This is a genomic window from Burkholderia sp. AU33423 (assembly GCF_002223135.1).
Classification (GTDB): domain Bacteria; phylum Pseudomonadota; class Gammaproteobacteria; order Burkholderiales; family Burkholderiaceae; genus Burkholderia; species Burkholderia lata_D.
Genome location: NZ_NKFH01000005.1, coordinates 512,306 through 529,443, shown reverse-complemented (window position 1 = coordinate 529,443; position 17,138 = coordinate 512,306). Strand labels below are relative to the sequence as shown.

15 protein-coding genes are annotated in these 17,138 nt (G+C 68.8%); 3 read left to right on the top strand and 12 right to left on the bottom strand.

Annotated features, from left to right (window positions below):
• Positions 1–23 precede the first annotated feature (23 nt).
• From CFB50_RS14985 to glyQ, 4 genes are read right to left on the bottom strand one after another with little or no spacing between them, the layout of a single operon-like run.
• On the bottom strand, positions 24–788 hold the full coding sequence (locus CFB50_RS14985; RefSeq protein WP_011353136.1) for a lysophospholipid acyltransferase family protein: 765 nt from the start codon (positions 786–788) through the stop codon (positions 24–26).
• Between the two features lie 43 nt (positions 789–831).
• Positions 832–1,395: a D-glycero-beta-D-manno-heptose 1,7-bisphosphate 7-phosphatase gene (gmhB, locus tag CFB50_RS14980; protein WP_089446369.1), complete on the bottom strand. Its 564-nt coding sequence runs from the start codon at positions 1,393–1,395 to the stop codon at positions 832–834.
• Positions 1,396–1,405: 10 nt separating this feature from the next.
• Positions 1,406–3,505 (bottom strand): glycine--tRNA ligase subunit beta, encoded by a 2,100-nt coding sequence (gene glyS, locus CFB50_RS14975; protein ID WP_089446368.1) that lies wholly within the window; start codon positions 3,503–3,505, stop codon positions 1,406–1,408.
• A gap of 22 nt (positions 3,506–3,527) precedes the next feature.
• Complete coding sequence (gene glyQ, locus CFB50_RS14970; RefSeq protein WP_011885965.1) at positions 3,528–4,532, bottom strand: glycine--tRNA ligase subunit alpha; 1,005 nt, start codon at positions 4,530–4,532, stop codon at positions 3,528–3,530.
• A 321-nt stretch (positions 4,533–4,853) separates the two neighbouring features.
• Between glyQ and CFB50_RS14965 the strand changes: the two genes are divergently transcribed.
• Positions 4,854–6,509, top strand: a complete 1,656-nt coding sequence (locus tag CFB50_RS14965) for a hypothetical protein (protein ID WP_089446367.1) — start codon at positions 4,854–4,856, stop codon at positions 6,507–6,509.
• A gap of 52 nt (positions 6,510–6,561) precedes the next feature.
• On the opposite strand, the gene lnt is transcribed toward CFB50_RS14965, so the two are convergent.
• From lnt to CFB50_RS14930, 8 genes are all read right to left on the bottom strand, one after another.
• A complete protein-coding gene (gene lnt / locus CFB50_RS14960; RefSeq protein ID WP_089446366.1) occupies positions 6,562–8,250 on the bottom strand; it encodes an apolipoprotein N-acyltransferase in 1,689 nt (562 codons plus the stop codon).
• A gap of 52 nt (positions 8,251–8,302) precedes the next feature.
• Positions 8,303–9,190, bottom strand: coding sequence for an HlyC/CorC family transporter (locus tag CFB50_RS14955; protein WP_089446365.1), 888 nt, complete (start codon positions 9,188–9,190; stop codon positions 8,303–8,305).
• Between the two features lie 308 nt (positions 9,191–9,498).
• On the bottom strand, positions 9,499–9,651 hold the full coding sequence (locus CFB50_RS39515) for a hypothetical protein (protein WP_166896662.1): 153 nt from the start codon (positions 9,649–9,651) through the stop codon (positions 9,499–9,501).
• 70 nt (positions 9,652–9,721) lie between these two features.
• Positions 9,722–10,354: a gamma-glutamylcyclotransferase gene (locus CFB50_RS14950; protein ID WP_089446364.1), complete on the bottom strand. Its 633-nt coding sequence runs from the start codon at positions 10,352–10,354 to the stop codon at positions 9,722–9,724.
• Positions 10,355–10,366: 12 nt separating this feature from the next.
• Positions 10,367–11,143 carry an rRNA maturation RNase YbeY gene (gene ybeY / locus CFB50_RS14945; protein WP_069248807.1) on the bottom strand — a complete coding sequence of 259 codons (777 nt, stop codon included), beginning with the start codon at positions 11,141–11,143 and terminating at the stop codon, positions 10,367–10,369.
• 144 nt (positions 11,144–11,287) lie between these two features.
• Positions 11,288–12,334 (bottom strand): PhoH family protein, encoded by a 1,047-nt coding sequence (locus CFB50_RS14940; RefSeq protein ID WP_069248806.1) that lies wholly within the window; start codon positions 12,332–12,334, stop codon positions 11,288–11,290.
• Positions 12,335–12,359: 25 nt separating this feature from the next.
• Positions 12,360–13,733 carry a tRNA (N6-isopentenyl adenosine(37)-C2)-methylthiotransferase MiaB gene (gene miaB / locus CFB50_RS14935; RefSeq protein ID WP_039360028.1) on the bottom strand — a complete coding sequence of 458 codons (1,374 nt, stop codon included), beginning with the start codon at positions 13,731–13,733 and terminating at the stop codon, positions 12,360–12,362.
• Between the two features lie 216 nt (positions 13,734–13,949).
• Positions 13,950–14,891: a LysR family transcriptional regulator gene (locus CFB50_RS14930; RefSeq protein WP_089446363.1), complete on the bottom strand. Its 942-nt coding sequence runs from the start codon at positions 14,889–14,891 to the stop codon at positions 13,950–13,952.
• A 144-nt stretch (positions 14,892–15,035) separates the two neighbouring features.
• On the opposite strand from CFB50_RS14930, the gene CFB50_RS14925 reads away from it, so the two are divergent.
• Both CFB50_RS14925 and CFB50_RS14920 read left to right on the top strand, forming a co-directional pair.
• Complete coding sequence (locus tag CFB50_RS14925) at positions 15,036–16,211, top strand: MFS transporter (RefSeq protein WP_089446362.1); 1,176 nt, start codon at positions 15,036–15,038, stop codon at positions 16,209–16,211.
• 218 nt (positions 16,212–16,429) lie between these two features.
• Positions 16,430–17,131, top strand: coding sequence for a helix-turn-helix domain-containing protein (locus CFB50_RS14920; protein WP_089446361.1), 702 nt, complete (start codon positions 16,430–16,432; stop codon positions 17,129–17,131).
• Positions 17,132–17,138 lie beyond the last annotated feature (7 nt).

Below are 17,138 nucleotides of genomic sequence, written 5' to 3'. Positions count from 1 at the left end.
GCAACGGCTGCAACCTGGGGGCGTCAGACACGCGCGGCATCGCGCGTGCCCGCATTGCCCGCCTGGCGATACGAATCGGGATCGATCCGGCGCATTTCCGCTTCGATCCATGCTTCGACCTGCGAGTTCAATGCATCGGGCGTCAGCCCCTCGCTCGGGATCGGCTTGCCGATCGACACGGTGACGACGCCCGGGAATTTCGTGAACGAGTTGCGCGGCCACACCCGCCCTGCATTGTGCGCGATCGGCACGACGGGTGCGCCGGTTTCGATCGCGAAGCGCGCGCCGCCCGTCTTGTACTTGCCCTGCTTGCCGACCGGCGTGCGCGTGCCTTCCGGGAACATGATCATCCATGCGCCTTCCGACAGGCGCTTCTTGCCCTGGCGGATCACCGACGTGAACGCGTTCTTGCCTTCCTTGCGGTTGATGTTGACCATGTGCAGCATGCCGAGCGCCCAACCGAAGAACGGCACGTACAGCAGCTCGCGCTTGAACACGTAGCAAAGCGGCCTCGGCATCAGCGCCGGAAACGCGAGCGTCTCCCACGCGGACTGGTGCTTCGACAGCAGCACCGCCGGGCCGTCGGGCAGGTTCTCGTACCCTTCGATCCGGTAGCGGATGCCGTTCAGCCAGCGCACGACCCACAGCGTCGACTTGCACCAGCCGGCGGCCATCCAGTAGCGCGCGTCGGAGCGCATGAACGGAAAGGCGATGAAGCACGCGGTGGCGTACGGCACCGTGTACAGGATGAAGTAGATCAGCAGCAGCAGGGAGCGGACGAAGCGCATCGGCGTAAGTCTGGCGTTAGGGAGGATGCGCGCGGCGGCTGCATCACTCGTGTTCGTGTGAAAGGAAATCGAGCGCGAACGCGCGCAGGTCGTCGTGGACCTTCGTGCCGGGCGGCAGGTTGCCGGCGGCGAGCGTCTTCTTGCCCTTGCCGGTGAGCACGAGGTGCGGCTGGAAGCCGACCGCGATGCCGGCCTGCAGGTCGCGCAGCGAATCGCCGACGACCGGCGTGTGACCGGGATCGATCTCGAAGCGCTCGGCGATCATCTGCATCATGCCGGGTTTCGGCTTGCGGCAGTCGCAGTGATCCTCGGCCGTGTGCGGGCAGAAGAACACCGCGTCGATACGTGCGCCGACCGAGGCCGCCGCGCGATGCATCTTCAGATGCATCTCGTTGAGCGCAGCCATGTCGAACAGCCCGCGACCGATGCCGGACTGGTTGGTCGCGACGACCACGCGATACCCCGCGTGGTTGAGCCGGGCGATCGCCTCGAGGGCGCCGGGCAGCGCGATCCATTCGTCGGGCGTCTTGATGAACGCATCCGAATCGACGTTGATCACGCCGTCCCGGTCGAGGACGACGAGCTTTCGGTTGGGGCTGGTCGGCATCGTGCGGCCCTTATGCAGCGAGCTTCGAGATGTCGGCGACGCAGTTCATCTGCTGGTGCAGCGCGGACAGCAGCGCGAGACGGTTCGCGCGCAGTGCCGGATCATCCGCGTTGACCATCACGTCGTTGAAGAACGTGTCGACCGGTGCGCGCAGCGCGGCGAGCGCCGACAGCGCGCCCGTGTACGCACGCGCCTCGAGCTGCGACTGCACGTGCGGCGTCACGGCCGCGAGCTGTTCGTGCAGCGCCTTCTCGGCGGCCTCGACGAGCAGCGTCGGCTGCACCGTGCCGTTCGCGCCGCCTTCCGACTTCTTCAGGATGTTCGAGATCCGCTTGTTCGCGGCCGCGAGCGCTTCGGCTTCGGCGAGGCGCGTGAACTCGCGCACCGCGTCGAGGCGTGCGACGAGATCGTCGACGCGCGTCGGGTTCAGGCTCAGCACCGCGTCGATTTCACCGGCCGAATAGCCGCGCTCGCGCAGCAGGCCGCGCAGGCGATCCATGAAGAACGCGAGGATCGCATCGGTCGATTCGGCCACGCCCGGCACGCCTTCGAAGCGTGCATGGGCCGTGCGCAGCAGCGACACGAGATCGAGCGGCAGCTGCTTCTCGAGCAGCAGGCGCAGCACGCCGAGCGCGTGGCGGCGCAGCGCGAACGGATCCTTCTCGCCGGTCGGCGCGAGGCCGATGCCCCAGATGCCGACGATCGTCTCGAGCTTGTCGGCCAGCGCGACGGCGGTCGACACCGGCGTGGTCGGCAGCGCGTCGCCGGAGAAGCGCGGCTGGTAGTGCTCGGCGCAGGCGAGCGCGACGTCGTCGGCTTCGCCGTCGTGGCGCGCGTAGTACGTGCCCATCGTGCCCTGCAGTTCCGGGAACTCGCCGACCATGTCGGTCAGCAGGTCGGCCTTCGCGAGACGCGCGGCGCGCTTCGCGTGCGTGGCGTCGGCGCCGATCGCGGGTGCGATCTCGCCGGCCAGCGCCTCGAGGCGCTCGACGCGTGCGAGCGCCGAACCGAGCTTGTTGTGATACACGACGTTCGCGAGCTGCGGCACGCGGTCGGCGAGCGGCTTCTTCTTGTCCTGCTCGAAGAAGAACTTCGCATCGGCGAGGCGCGGGCGCACGACGCGCTCGTTGCCTTCGATGATTTCGCCCGGCGTCTTCGTCTCGATGTTCGACACGATCAGGAAGCGCGAGCGCAGCTTGCCGGCGACGTCGGTCAGCGCGAAATACTTCTGGTTGGTTTGCATCGTGAGGATCAGGCATTCCTGCGGGACCTGCAGGAATTCGTCCTCGAAGCGGCACGGGTAGACGACCGGCCATTCGACCAGCGACGTCACTTCGTCGAGCAGCGACTCGGGCATCACGACGGTATCGCCGTTCGCGTGCTCGTTCAGCTGCGTGCGGATCGTTTCGCGGCGATCGGCGAAGTGCGCGATCACGCGGCCCTTGTCGCGCAGCGTGTCGGCGTAGGTGCGCGCATGCTGGATCGCGACGAGGCCGTCGGACAGGAAGCGGTGGCCGAGCGTGGTGTCGCCGGCGTCGACGCCGAATGCGGTGACGGGCACGACGCGATCGTCGTGCAGCACCGTCAGGCGATGCACCGGGCGCACGAACTTCACGTCGGAGCCGTCCGGGCGCTGGTAGGTCATCACCTTCGGGATCGGCAGCTTCTCGAGCGTTTCGTCGAGCGCGGTCTGCAGGCCGTCGGCGAGCGTCGCGCCGGCTGCCGAATAATTGATGAAGAACGCTTCGGCCTTGCCGTCCTGCGCGCGCTCGAGATCGGCGATCGACAGGTTCGGGTGGCCGAGCGCCGCGAGCTTCTTCGCGAGCGGCGCGGTCGGCTTGCCTTCGGCGTCGAGCGCGACCGACACGGGCAGGACCTTTTCGCGGACCTGCTTTTCAGGGGCGACGGCGCGCACGTTCTGTACGACGACGGCGAGGCGGCGCGGCGTGGCATAGCGTTCGAACACGAGTTCGCCTTCGATGAGGTCGCGCGCCGCGAGGCGTTGCGCGAGACCTTCGGCGAATGCGTCGCCGAGGCGCGCGAGGGCCTTCGGCGGCAGCTCTTCGGTCAGCAGTTCGACGAGCAGGGGGGCGGGATGATTGTGCGTCATGTTTGGAGTGAATCTCGTCTCGTCAGTCCTGATCGATCTTGCGTTCGACCTTGAGCGGCGGCGCCCACGCCGGCTGTGCGGCGTCCTGGGCGTCGGTGGTGAGGCCCGGCACGCCCGGCGGGTTGCCGAGCATCGGGAAGCCGAGCTTCTCGCGCGAGTCGTAGTAAGCCTGCGCGACGAGACGCGACAGCGCGCGGATGCGGCCGATGTACGCCGCGCGCTCGGTGACCGAGATCGCGCCGCGCGCGTCGAGCAGGTTGAACGTGTGGCCGGCCTTCAGCACGAGCTCGTACGCGGGCAGCGCGAGCTGCGCGTCGATCATCTTCTTCGCTTCCGCTTCGTAGCTGTTGAAGAACGTGAACAGCAGGTCGACGTTCGCGTGCTCGAAGTTGTAGGTCGATTGCTCGACCTCGTTCTGGTGGTAGACGTCGCCGTACGACAGGCGGCGCAGCTCGGGGCCGTTCGGGCCTTGCTCTTCCCATTCGGTCCACACGAGGTCGTACACGTTCTCGACCTTCTGCAGGTACATCGCGAGGCGCTCGAGGCCGTACGTGATCTCGCCGAGCACCGGCTTGCAGTCGAGGCCGCCGACCTGCTGGAAATACGTGAACTGCGTGACTTCCATCCCGTTCAGCCACACTTCCCAGCCGAGGCCCCACGCGCCGAGCGTCGGGTTTTCCCAGTCGTCCTCGACGAAACGGACGTCGTTCTGCTGCAGGTCGAAGCCGAGCGCCTCGAGCGAGCCGAGGTACAGGTCGAGGATGTTCTCCGGCGCCGGCTTGAGCACGACCTGGTACTGGTAGTAGTGCTGCAGGCGGTTCGGGTTCTCGCCGTAACGGCCGTCCTTCGGGCGGCGCGACGGCTGCACGTACGCGGCACGCCACGGCTCGGGGCCGACCGCGCGCAGGAACGTGTGGACGTGCGAGGTGCCCGCGCCGACTTCCATGTCGATGGGCTGGAGCAGGGCGCAACCCTGCTTGTCCCAGTAGGACTGCAGCGTCAGGATGATTTGCTGAAACGTAAGCATGAAGAGCCTTCGTGGCGCTGGCGCTCCGTTGCGGGCGGCGCTCCGGGCGGGGCCCGGAGGGTCGGCTCGCGCGGCGGCGCGGCTTGTTAGTGTGCTGAAACGCGTAATTTTACCGGATCGGCGAGCGGATGCGGCCGGAACGCGGGCGGGCACACCGTCGGCCCCGTTCGGGCGGCCTGCGCGGACGTGACCGGCGCCCGCCGGGTGGCCGCGCACGGCCTGTCGCGACGCGCGTGCCGCGCGGCTTCGCGCGGGCGTTAAGATGCGCGTATTGCGGTGCGTGCGACGCGTGCCGCGCCACCGCTAGCCGACTCCGATTGCATGGACGATCCGACCGATATCCTCATTCAGCTGCTTCCGCCCTTCCTCGCGCTGCTCGGGCAGGCCGCCGATGCGAAGGCGCGCGGCGAGCATGCCGCGCACGATCTGTGGCTCGCCGCCGCCGCGCATCTGCATGCGGTCGACGCCGATGCGCTCGCGCAACTCACCGGCGCGCTCGTGTCGCGTCAGCGTACGGCCGATGCGGTCGCGCTCGCCGAATGCGCGGCGCGCGTGCAGCCGGGCGCGACCGCGCACTTCAATCACGGCTACGCGCTGCAGATGGCGGGCCGGCACGCGGATGCCGTGGCGCCGTATCGCGCGGCGCTGGCGCTCGATGCCGACCGGCCATCGCTGCGCAACAACCTCGCGATCGCGCTGCGGCTATCGGGTAGCGGCCGCGCGGAGGAGATCGCGCTGCTCGAAGCGGCGGTGCGCTTCGATCCACGCGACGTGCAGGCATGGATCAATCTCGTCGTCGCGCGGCTCGCGACGCACGACCTGGACGCCGCGCTCGCGTGCGCGGCGCGGCTCGTCGAGCTCGCGCCCGACAACGCGCTCGCGATGAACAACGTCGCGCTGGCGATGAAGGAGGCGCAGCGCTGGGACGACGCCGAGCGCTACGCGGCGCGCGCGTGCGAGTTGGCGCCCCACGACGCGTCGTACCGTTTCAACCTGGCGATCATCCAGCTCGTGCGCGGCAATTACGCGGCCGGCTGGCGCGGCCACGAGGCGCGCTGGGACGGCGCGGGCGAGTTGCGCGGCCGCCGGCCGGTGCTGCCGGGCCCGCGCTGGCAGGGCGAGCCGCTCGCCGGCAAGACGCTGCTCGTGTGGGGCGAGCAGGGGCTCGGTGACGTGCTGCAGTTCTGCCGCTTCGTCGCGCCGCTCGCCGAGCGCGTGCATCGCGAGGGCGGCCGGCTCATCTGGAATACGTTCCCGCTGGTGGGCACGCTGATGCAGCGCAGCCTCGGCGCGCATGCGGATGCGTTCAGCGCGGGCGGCGGCGTCGAATTGCTGCCGGCCTTCGATTACGAAGTACCGCTGATCGGCCTGCCGCTGATGCTCGGCATGGAAGCGTCGACGCTCGCGTCGTCGGTGCCGTATCTGCGGGCCGATCCGCATGCGCGCGATGCGTGGCGCGCGCGGCTCGCGGGCGACCGCCGGCTGAAGGTCGGGCTCGTATGGACGGGCAGCGCGGGGCACCAGCGCAATCCGTTCCGGCGGGTCGGGCTCGAGCGCTATGCCGACGCGTTCCGCGGGATCGACGGCGTCGCGTTTTATTCGCTGCAGCCGGGCGCGAACGCGGATGTCGAGGCGGCGCGCGCGGCCGGCTTCGCGATCGAGGACGTCACGGCGGAACTGACGAGCTTCGACGATACGGCCGCGTTCATCGGTGCGCTGGATCTCGTGATCACCGTGTGCACGTCGGTCGCGCACCTGGCGGGTGCGCTCGGCGCGCGCACCTGGGTGCTGCTCGACGTGAATCCGCACTGGCCGTGGCTGCTCGAACGCAAGGACAGCCCGTGGTACCCGACCGCGACGCTGTACCGGCAACCGGTGTTCGGCGCGTGGGAACCGGTGATGGAGGCGGTGAGCCGCGACCTGCGGCGCCTCGCCGCGCAGCCGGTTCAATCGGAGGAGGCGACCCGGCAGGCCTGAGCGGCCGGCCGTTTCGCGGCCGCCACGCACTGCGCAGCGGCCGCCCGTTGCGTCATTCTGGCTGGTCGTCGCCGTTCTTGTTGCCGTTGCGCCGGCGCAGCCCGGGGCCGAACGTGAAGCCGAACGCGAGCAGCACGAGCGACACCGCGAGCACGATGTTGTTGCCGCTCGTCACGTAGGGCGTGAAGCCGCTGGTGCCTTCGATCCGCACGTCGAGCGAGCCGATCGTGAACGGCTTCAGCTGCCCGAGCACGCGGCCATGCGCATCGATCGCGGCCGTCATCCCCGTGTTGGTCGAGCGCAGCATCGGCCGGCCCGTCTCGAGCGAGCGCATCCGCGCGATCTGCAGGTGCTGGTCGAGCGCGATCGTGTCGCCGAACCACGCGAGGTTCGTCACGTTGACGAGCACGCCCGGCGGCTGCGGATTGTCGCGGATCGTCGCGGCGATTTCCTCGCCGAACAAGTCCTCGTAGCAGATGTCGGCCATCACGGGCTGGTTGTGCACGAGGAACGGCTTCTGCACGAGTGCGCCGCGCGCGAAGTCGCCGAGCGGCATCTTCATCAGGTCGACGAACCACCGGAAGCCCCACGGGATGAATTCGCCGAAGGGCACGAGGTGGTGCTTGTCGTAGTGATAGATGTCGCGCGAATTCGGCGTCACGCCGTACAGGCTGTTCGTATAGTCGACGTAGTGGCCGTCCTCGGTCACCGATGCGCCGACCGCGCCGAACAGCACGGACGAGCCCGTCGTGTCGCTGAACTTGCGGATCGCGACGGCGAACGGCTCGGGCAGCTCCTGGATCATCACCGCGATCGCGGTTTCGGGCGTGACGATCAGGTCGGCCGGCTTCTCGATGATCATCTGCGTGTACATCTTGATCGCCGCGTCGATGCCCGCTTCCTCGAACTTGATGTCCTGCTTCACGTTGCCCTGCAGCAGCCGCACCGTGAGCGGCTTGTTCGCGGGCACCGTCCAGGTGACCTGCGACAGGCCGAGACCGACCGCGATCAGCGCGACCGCGATGCCGGCCGGCGCGGCGATGCGCACGCGCGCATTGCCGGCGCGGGGCTCGGCGAGCGGCGACGGCCGGGCGGCGGCGAGCGCCTGCACGACGAGCGCGGCGAACAGCGCGAGCACCCACGCGATTCCGTACACGCCGGCGACCGGCGCGAAGCCCGCGAATGGGCCGTCGACCTGCGGATAGCCGCTGGCGAGCCACGGGAAGCCGGTGAGGACGGTGCCGCGCAGCCATTCGCCGAGTGCCCAGGCGCTCGCGAACGCGAATGCGCCGTGCCAGGTCGGCGAGAACGGCCGCGGGTCGGGCGTGCGGCGATGCCACGCATGGCCCGCGCAGAACGACCACAGCCCGGCGGAGAACGCCGGGTACAGCGACAGGTACAGCGAGAACAGCACGAGCGCGCCGCCCGCGAGCGGCGCGGCCATCTCGCCGTACACGTGCATGCTGATGTAGAGCCACCAGACGCCGGTGATGAAGTTGCCGAAGCCGAACGCGCCACCGGTGAGCGCGGCGCTGCGCCAGCTTGCGGTACGTGTGAGCTGCGCGAAAAACCAGACGAATACGACGAGTTGCAGCCAGCCGCCATGCGGCGTCGGTGCGAAGCTGAGCGTATTGGCTGCGCCGGCGAGCAGCGCGGCCGGATAGTGCCAGCGCGGCAGCGCGCGGCCGGGTGTCGGCGCGAGAAGGCCGCCAGCCGGGCGGGACAGGATCGGATCGTCCATGTGAAGCGGAAGAGGGCGAGCGGTTGTGGAACGCGCGGCTGGCGCGCGACGGTCAGTCCTCGTGCGAGGCTTCGGCGCGACGGCTGGCGAGCGGGTTGCGGCGCACCAGCAGTACGTGGATCTGGCGTGCATCGCCGCGCTGGATCTCGAACACGAGGTTGCCGAGCTGCAGCTTCTCGCCGCGATGCGGGACGCGGCCGAAATGATGCGTGATCAGCCCGCCGATCGTGTCGACTTCGTCGTCGGGGAAATCGGTGCCGAACGTCTCGTTGAACTGCTCGATCTCGGTGAGCGCGCGCACGCGGTAGCGGCCGTCGGGCCCCGAGATGATGTTGCCGGCTTCCTCGTCGAAGTCGTATTCGTCCTCGATGTCGCCGACGATCTGCTCGAGCACGTCCTCGATCGTGATCAGGCCCGCGACGCCGCCGTATTCGTCGACGACGATCGCGAGGTGATTGCGGTTCACGCGGAAGTCGTGCAGCAGCACGTTCAGGCGCTTCGATTCGGGAATGAACACGGCCGGGCGCAGCATCCCGCGCACGTCGAATTCCTCTTCGGCATAGAAACGCAGCAGATCCTTCGCGAGCAGCACGCCGATGACGTTGTCGCGGTTCTCCTCGTACACGGGGTAGCGCGAGTGCGCCTTCTCGAGGACGAACGGGATGAAATCTTCGGGCTTGTCGGCGATGTTGATCGCGTCCATCTGGGCGCGCGGCACCATGATGTCGCGTGCGCACAGGTCGGATACCTGGAAAACGCCTTCGATCATCGACAGCGAATCGGCGTCGATCAGGTTGCGCTCGTGGGCATCCTGGAGGATTTCCAGCAACTCGCCGCGGGATTCGGGCTCGGGCGAGATGAAGTCGGTCAGGCGCTCGAGCAGCGAGCGCTTTTCTTGCGGTTTGTCGGTTAGCTTACGACTGGGATACGAATCGTTCATGGTGGTGCGCCCGGGTCATGCCGGAGCGCGCTGTCACGGAGTAGGCAAGGATACACCAAGGGCACGACGCGACCGTGTCACACCGGCCGCACGGCCAGGGTGGGCGGCTCGCGCGGGCCCGCTCGCGGACGGCCGCGCCGGGCGCGGCATCGTCCTCGGTTCCATCCTATCTCAGAAAAGCGCGGCGGGGCAGCGGCGGCAAAAAACGGGTGCGGAAGGGGCGGGGCGCCGTGACGCGGGAAAACGTCCGGCGGAGGCGGCCCGGGGCGGCATTCTGTCGCACGCGGGTTGTGTCGCCGCGCCGCGGTTCAGAACCGCATGCCGGCCGAGCAGCCGCCGGCGGCCGCGCCGTTGGTCGCGGCGCCGCCGCAGCCCAGGATTCCGCAGCCGGACAGCGCGACGCTCGCGGCGACGATCAGCGCGGCAATCTTGCAATGCGACCAGCGTGACGGTTTCATCATCGGGAGTGCCCTCGTTCGACTGCGCACGCGGCGCGGCAGCGCGTGGTGGCAAGCCGGGCGCCGTGCCGCATCACCGGCATCGCGCGAGCAGCCCTTCGAGTGCGCGATCGGGGATGCCGCTCGCGCGCAGCGCGTCGACCGTGCGGCTCACGTAGTCGAGCGTCGTGCCGTAACGGCCGGCCGCGCAGCTGAACACTTCCTTCACGACGGGATCGGTCAGCTTGCCCGTGTAGGTGGGCGCATCGCGGCGCATCACGAACGCGAGCGCGTTCACGCGTTCGCCGTTTTCCAGCGAGCATGGCAGCCACGCAGGCCGGTATGAACCCATCGGCATTTCGCGCTTCCACAACGTTTCGAGGTGCGGTTGCGCAGTCGGGCCGGCGAGCCGGAACGCGATGCCCGAGCAGGAGCCGCCGCGATCGAGCGCGAGCACGAGGCCCGGGCGTTCGGGGGTGCCGCGGTTCACGCGCGACCACAGGTAGAGCCCGCGGTGATAGCCGTGCACCTTGCCGCGCACAGCGGCGACGGTCGGCAACCCCGGGTTCCAGATCAGCGAGCCATAGCCGAACAGCCAGAGATCCTGCTGGCCGTCCCAGTCGCGCATCGTGTGCGCGAGCGACGCCGCGAGCTCGTCTTCCGTCAGCAGACGGCCTTCGCCGATCGACGGCGGGTAGGCGGGCGGCAGCATCGCGGCGTTGCGCATCGGGCGGAGGGCTTACTGGTACGGGTTCGGGAAACCCAGCTTCGCGAGGATGTCGACTTCGAGCGCTTCCATTTCGGCTGCGTCCTCGTCGCTCGTCTCGTGGTCGTAGCCCTGCGCGTGCAGCGCGCCGTGCACCAGCAGGTGCGCGTAGTGGGCCGTGAGCGGCTTGCCCTGGTCGTGCGCTTCCTTCTCGACGACCGGGCAGCACAGCACGAGGTCGCCGATCACGGTGCCGTCGGGTGCCGCGTCGTACGCGAAGGTCAGCACGTTGGTCGGGTAGTCCTTGTGGCGGTAGCCGGCGTTCAGCGTGCGGCCTTCTTCTTCGCCGACGAAGCGCACGGTGAGCTGCGCGCTGGCGAACAGCGCCGGCTCGATCCACTCGGCGATCAGCTTGCGCTTCGGCAGCGTCTTGCGCACGTCGCTCGTGATTTCATCACCGTATTGCACGGACAGGTCGAGCTCCGGCTCGCGCAGCGCGTCTTCTGTGTCGTCTTCGCGCGGGGCGGGCTCGGCGCCCACGTGCAGCGTCACGCTGTCGTAGTGCTCGGGCTGCAGCGCGAGCTTCGCGCGCATGGCCGGATCGTTGTGCTGCGCGACGATCGCGACGGCGGCTTCTCCCGAACTGCCCGACAGGTCGAACATCAGGCTGCGGCCATCCGGGAAGTCGATTCGCAGCCCTTGCGCGTTGACGGTCCGGGCCTTGCCCTTCGCATCGAACAGCGACAGGCGGGGGGAGGCGGGCGCGGCGGACTTGGCGCGCTCGGACTTGCGGGAACGGGAGGATTTCATGACGCGTGCGGCGATTAGGACGCGTTGAGGATACACCAAACGGCCGATCGCACCCGAATTCACACAGGCGAAAAAAAGCCCGGCGCGCCGTCTGGCGGGCCGGGCCGTCATGCCGGGGCGGCGCGTACAGGTGCCGCCGGCCGCTCAGCCGTCCTGGTGCTGCGCGTGGAATTCGTCGTACGCCTCGACGATGCGCGCGACGAGCGGATGGCGCACGACGTCCGCGCTCGTGAAGCGCGTGAGCGCAATGCCGCGCACGCCGCCGAGCACCTGCTGCGCCTCGACGAGGCCGCTCTTGTGGCCGCGCGGCAGGTCGACCTGGCTCGTGTCGCCGGTCACTACCGCCTTCGAGCCGAAGCCGATCCGCGTGAGGAACATCTTCATCTGCTCGGGCGTCGTGTTCTGCGCCTCGTCGAGGATGATGAACGCGTGGTTCAGCGTGCGGCCGCGCATGTACGCGAGCGGCGCGATCTCGATCATCTGGCGCTCGAACATCTTCGCCGTCTTGTCGAAGCCGAGCAGGTCGTACAGCGCGTCGTACAGCGGACGCAGGTACGGGTCGACCTTCTGCGCGAGATCGCCCGGCAGGAAGCCGAGCCGCTCGCCGGCCTCGACGGCCGGGCGCGTCAGCACGATCCGCTTGACCTGGTCGCGCTCGAGCGCGTCGACCGCGCACGCGACCGCGAGGTAGGTCTTGCCGGTGCCGGCGGGCCCGATGCCGAACGTCACGTCGTGCGACAGGATCTGCTTCAGGTACTCGCGCTGCGCCGGCGTGCGGCCGCGCAGGTCGGCGCGCCGCGTGTAGAGCTTCGGCGCGGGCTCCTCGTCCGGCTCGCTGGCGTCGAGCTGCACGACGGGCTCGTCGAACGGATGGTCGGGGTCGCCGCGAAAGCGCACGTCGAGCGTGTCCTGGCGGCCGTTGCCGGACGTGTGGCGCACTTCGACCAGCGCGAGCTGGATGTCGTCGACCGACAGCGCATCGCGCGCGCGGTTGTAGAAGTTCTCGAGTGCGGTGAGCGCGAGCTTGGCGCCGCGCCCGCGGATCGCGATCCGGTGGCCGCGTCGCGACAGCGTGACGTCGAGCGCCTGTTCGATCTGCCGCAGGTTCTCGTCGAGCGGGCCGCAGAGGTTGGCGAGGCGCGCGTTGTCGTCGCGCGGCGCGACGAATTCCAGTGCTTGGGTCGGCTTCAAAGTGGCGTCGGGCTCCTGTTGAGCGTCAGTGCGTGGCCGCGCTCGCGTCGTCGCTGACGAGCACGAGCTCGCCACGCAGCGAATGCGGGTAGGCGTGGTTGATCTTCACGTCGATCATCTGGCCGATCAGGCGCGGGTGCGACGCGAGCGGCGCCGGGAAATTCACGACCCGGTTGTTCTCGGTACGGCCCGCGAGTTCGTTCGGGTCCTTGCGCGACGGGCCCTCGACGAGGATCCGCTCGACCTTCCCGACCATCGACTGGCTGATGCGCGCGACGTTTTCCTCGATGGTCGCCTGCAGATGTTGCAGGCGTTTGAGCTTCACTTCGCGCGGCGTGTCGTCGTGCAGGTTTGCGGCCGGCGTGCCGGGGCGCGGGCTGTAGATGAACGAGAAGCTGGTGTCGTAGCTCATCTCGTGCACGAGCGCCATCATCTTGTCGAAATCGTCCTCGGTCTCGCCGGGGAAGCCGACGATCATGTCGGTCGACAGCGACAGGTCCGGGCGGATCGCGCGCAGCTTGCGGATCACCGACTTGTATTCGAGCACCGTGTAGCCGCGCTTCATCGCCATCAGGATGCGGTCGGAGCCGTGCTGGACGGGCAGGTGCAGGTGGCTCACGAGCTTCGGCACCTTTGCGTAGGTGTCGATCAGGCGCTGCGTGAATTCCTTCGGGTGCGACGTCGTGTAGCGGATCCGCTCGATGCCGGGGATGTCGGCGACGTATTCGATCAGCGTCGCGAAATCGGCGATTTCCGACGAGCCGGCCGCCAGCGCGCCGCGATACGCGTTCACGTTCTGGCCGAGCAGCGTGACTTCGCGCACGCCCTGGTCGGCGAGGCCGGCGACTTCGGTCAGCACGTCGTCGAGCGGGCGCGACACTTCATCGCCGCGCGTGTACGGCACCACGCAGTAGCTGCAGTACTTCGAGCAGCCTTCCATGATCGACACGAACGCGCTCGGCCCCTCGACGCGCGCGGGCGGCAGGTGGTCGAACTTCTCGATTTCGGGGAACGAGATGTCGACCTGCGCACGGCCGCTTTCGCGGCGCGCGTCGATCATCTGCGGCAGGCGGTGCAGGGTTTGCGGGCCGAACACGAGGTCGACGTACGGCGCGCGCGACACGATCGATGCGCCTTCCTGGCTGGCCACGCAGCCGCCGACGCCGATCAGCAGGCCGGGCTTCGCTTCCTTCAGCTCGCGCACGCGGCCGAGATCGGAGAACACCTTCTCCTGCGCCTTTTCACGCACCGAGCACGTGTTGAACAGGATGATGTCCGCGTCTTCCGGCGTATCGGTCTTTTCGAGGCCTTCGGCCGCATTCAGCACGTCCACCATCTTGTCCGAGTCGTACTCGTTCATCTGGCAGCCGAAGGTCTTTACGTAAACTTTCTTGGTCATGGGGGTTCGCCGTTCGCAGTGGTTGACCTGGGGGCGTCGTCTGTAAGGTGAATCGGGACGGCCGTGCGCTGCACGCGAAGGGCGCGCAGCCAGCACGAAAAGCCGTCGGGAAAGCCTTTCATTATAGCTTTTCATGCCGACCGGGACCGGCGGCGGGTTGCGGCCGCGCGACGCCGTCCACCACGTTCCGACCCCTTGGCGTCGGTGCGCCGGCCGTCAGCGGCACGCGTTCAGCAGGTCTTCGTGCGCGGCTTCCTCGCGCGCGAAGCGTTCGGCGAGAAAGTCGAGGAGCACGCGCACGCGCGGCGCCATGTAGCGCTTGCCCGGATAGATCGCGTGCAGCGGCGCGCTCTGGTGCCGCCAGTCCGGGAGCAGGACCTTGAGCCGCCCGGCGCGGATGTCGTCGGCGACATCCCAGATCGAATTCAGCACGATCCCGCGGCCGCGCAGCGCCCACTCGCGAGCAAGGCCGCCGTCGTTGGTCTCGAACGCGGTGGCGAGCGGCACCGTGCAGGTCTGCATTTCGTCGCCTCCGTCGCCGCGCGTGAAGCGCCACGTGTTCATCGGGCCGGACGCCACCGTGATCACGTTGCACGGAAAGCGGGCCAGATCGTGCGGGTCACTCGGCATGCCGTGGCGTTCGATGAAAGACGGCGCCGCGCACGGCACGCGCCGGTCCGCGGCGAGCCGACGGGCGATCAGCGCGCCGTCGGGCGGCGCCGCGAAGCGGATCGCGAGATCGATCTCGTCCTGCCACAGGTTCACCGTCGAGTCGGACGCCGTCAGCGAGAACGTCACGTCCGGGTAGCGCGCGGTGAATTCGTCGAGCCAGTCGAGCAGCCGGCGGCGGCCGAAATCGGACGTCGCCGACAGCCGCACCCGGCCGCCGACGACGTTGCGGCCGGCCTGCAGCAGCGCGTTCGCGTCGTCGAGCGCCTGCAATGCCTGCCGGCAGCCTGTCAGGTACAGGCGGCCCTCGTCGGTGAGCCGCAACTGCCGGGTCGAACGGTCGAACAGCCGGGTGGCGACCGCCGCCTCGAGCTTCGCGAGCCGCGCGCTCGCGGCGGCCGGCGTGAGGTTCAGCTTGCGCCCGGCGGCGGACAGGCTGCCGAGTTCGGCCGCCTCGACGAACAGCCGGATATCGCCCAGTCGATCCATACAATTTTCCAGAGATATTTGAAAATGGTTCAAATGCCACGCCAATTATCAAATATCGCCATCTTCGGGACAATGCGCACATCCTGCCTTTTGTGCGGTGCGGCACCGACCGGGCGCCGCGGCCGCCCCCTTCCGGAGAACGTCATGCCCATTCCGCTCCTGGCGCTTGCGATCAGCGCCTTCGCCATCGGTACCACCGAGTTCATCATCATGGGCCTGTTGCCCGAAGTCGCGCGCGACCTCGCCGTGTCGCTGCCGTCGGCCGGCCTGCTGGTCACGGGCTACGCGCTCGGTGTCGCGGCCGGCGCGCCGCTGCTCGCGGTGCTGACGAGCCGCATGCCGCGCAAGGCCGCGCTGCAGTGGCTGATGGCGATCTTCATCGTCGGCAACGTGCTGTGCGCGACCGCGTCCGGCTACGCGATGCTGATGGTCGCACGCGTCGTCACGTCGTTCGCGCACGGGTCGTTCTTCGGGATCGGCGCGGTGGTCGCCGCGTCGCTCGTGCCGGCCGACAAGCGTGCGAGCGCGATCGCGCTGATGTTCACGGGGCTCACGCTGTCGAACGTGCTCGGCGTGCCGTTCGGCACCTTCGTCGGCCAGTTGCTCGGCTGGCGCGCGTCGTTCTGGATCGTCGCCGCGCTCGGCGTGCTGTCGCTCGGCGGCATCGCCGCGCTGGTGCCGAACCGCCACGACAGCGGGCCGGTCGGACTCGGCCGCGAAGTGCGCGTGCTGAAGGAGCCGCAGGTGTGGCTCGCACTGCTGATGACTGTGCTCGGCTTCGGCGGCGTGTTCGTCGTGTTCACGTACATCGCGCCGATTCTCCAGACCGTGTCGGGCTATTCGCCGCGTGCGGTCGCGCTGATCCTCGTCTTGTTCGGCGCGGGGCTGACGATCGGCAACACGCTCGGCGGCAAGCTCGCCGACCGCGCGCTGATGCCGTCGCTGATCGCGATCCTCGTTGCGCTGATGGCCGTGATGGTCGTGTTCGCCAGGACGAGCCACCATCCGGTCGCCGCGGCCGTCACCGTGTTCGTATGGGGGATCGCCGCATTCGCGACGGTGCCGCCGCTCCAGGCGCACGTGGTCGAGAAGGCTGCGAGCGCGCCGCATCTCGCATCGACGCTGAACATCGGCGCGTTCAACGTCGGCAATGCGCTCGGCGCGTGGCTCGGCGGCCTTGCGCTGGAACACGGCCTCGCGCTCGATGCACTGCCCTGGGTGGCCGTCGCGGTGACGTTCGCGGCGCTCGTCGTCACGGGGTTCGCGATGCGGCTCGACGCGCGCGGGCCGGCGCGCGGCACGGCGTCGGCGGCGCAATGAACGGTGCAACGCGCGGCACCGGCGCGACGCGATAGCGGCGGGAAAAGGTTCGCGAGGAACGCATTCCTCCGCGATGCTGATAACGGTGTGAAGATAACTTCGTTTGCCGGTGCAAGACCGGGTGATAGCGTCTCGATACGCGCCGTTGCTGGCGCAACCCGATTCCGATCCCGGCTTACCCCATACGCAGGGCTGCACCGCGGCCCGGAGGCAATGCTATGTCTTCATCCCTGGCGCTCGTGCGCGACGTGTCTTCCTTCGAATCCGGCAACGCCGCCGATGCGCGGGCGTCCGCGTCGCTCGACGCTCTCGAACAGGTCGTCGGTGTGAACCTCGCGCGGTTGCGCGCCGAGCGGCAGCTGTCGCTCGATGCGCTCGCGCGGCTGTCCGGCGTGTCGCGCGCGATGCTCGCGCAGATCGAGTCGGCGCGCAGCGTGCCGTCGATCAAGGTGCTCTGCAAGATCGCCGCGGCGCTGAAGGTATCGGTCGCCGCCTTCCTGCGCCGCCATGCGGTGAACGGCTTCGAGCATCTGGCGGCCGAGCGTGCGTCGCGGGTCGTCAGCTCGAACGGCCGCTTCTCGGCGCGGGCGCTGTACCCGGAAGGCGAACCGGCCGCGGCCGAGTTCCACGAGCTGCGGATCGCGCCGCTGCATACGGAGCCCGGCGCCCGCCGCGCGCCCGGCACGACGGTCAACCTCGTCGTCAGCGAGGGCACGCTCGAAGTCAGCGTGCACGACCGCCGCCAGTTGCTCGCGACCGGCGACGCGATCGTGTTCGATGCCGACCAGCCGTACAGCCTGCGCAACCCGGGCGACAGCGAGGCGCGCGCATTCCGCGTGACGGTGAGTCCCGAGGTGCCGCCGCGCTGGCTCGTGCCCGATGCGGCGCATGCGGCACATGCCGCGCACGCGGCCGGCTGACCGCGCA

Bases quoted from the DNA above. Each gene is read 5' to 3' on its own strand.
- CFB50_RS14985 (WP_011353136.1), bottom strand. From the start codon at position 788: ATGCGCTTCGTCCGCTCCCTGCTGCTGCTGATCTACTTCATCCTGTAC.
- gmhB (WP_089446369.1), bottom strand. From the start codon at position 1,395: ATGCCGACCAGCCCCAACCGAAAGCTCGTCGTCCTCGACCGGGACGGC.
- glyS (WP_089446368.1), bottom strand. From the start codon at position 3,505: ATGACGCACAATCATCCCGCCCCCCTGCTCGTCGAACTGCTGACCGAA.
- glyQ (WP_011885965.1), bottom strand. From the start codon at position 4,532: ATGCTTACGTTTCAGCAAATCATCCTGACGCTGCAGTCCTACTGGGAC.
- CFB50_RS14965 (WP_089446367.1), top strand. From the start codon at position 4,854: ATGGACGATCCGACCGATATCCTCATTCAGCTGCTTCCGCCCTTCCTC.
- lnt (WP_089446366.1), bottom strand. From the start codon at position 8,250: ATGGACGATCCGATCCTGTCCCGCCCGGCTGGCGGCCTTCTCGCGCCG.
- CFB50_RS14955 (WP_089446365.1), bottom strand. From the start codon at position 9,190: ATGAACGATTCGTATCCCAGTCGTAAGCTAACCGACAAACCGCAAGAA.
- CFB50_RS39515 (WP_166896662.1), bottom strand. From the start codon at position 9,651: ATGATGAAACCGTCACGCTGGTCGCATTGCAAGATTGCCGCGCTGATC.
- CFB50_RS14950 (WP_089446364.1), bottom strand. From the start codon at position 10,354: ATGCGCAACGCCGCGATGCTGCCGCCCGCCTACCCGCCGTCGATCGGC.
- ybeY (WP_069248807.1), bottom strand. From the start codon at position 11,143: ATGAAATCCTCCCGTTCCCGCAAGTCCGAGCGCGCCAAGTCCGCCGCG.
- miaB (WP_039360028.1), bottom strand. From the start codon at position 13,733: ATGACCAAGAAAGTTTACGTAAAGACCTTCGGCTGCCAGATGAACGAG.
- CFB50_RS14930 (WP_089446363.1), bottom strand. From the start codon at position 14,891: ATGGATCGACTGGGCGATATCCGGCTGTTCGTCGAGGCGGCCGAACTC.
- CFB50_RS14925 (WP_089446362.1), top strand. From the start codon at position 15,036: ATGCCCATTCCGCTCCTGGCGCTTGCGATCAGCGCCTTCGCCATCGGT.
- CFB50_RS14920 (WP_089446361.1), top strand. From the start codon at position 16,430: ATGTCTTCATCCCTGGCGCTCGTGCGCGACGTGTCTTCCTTCGAATCC.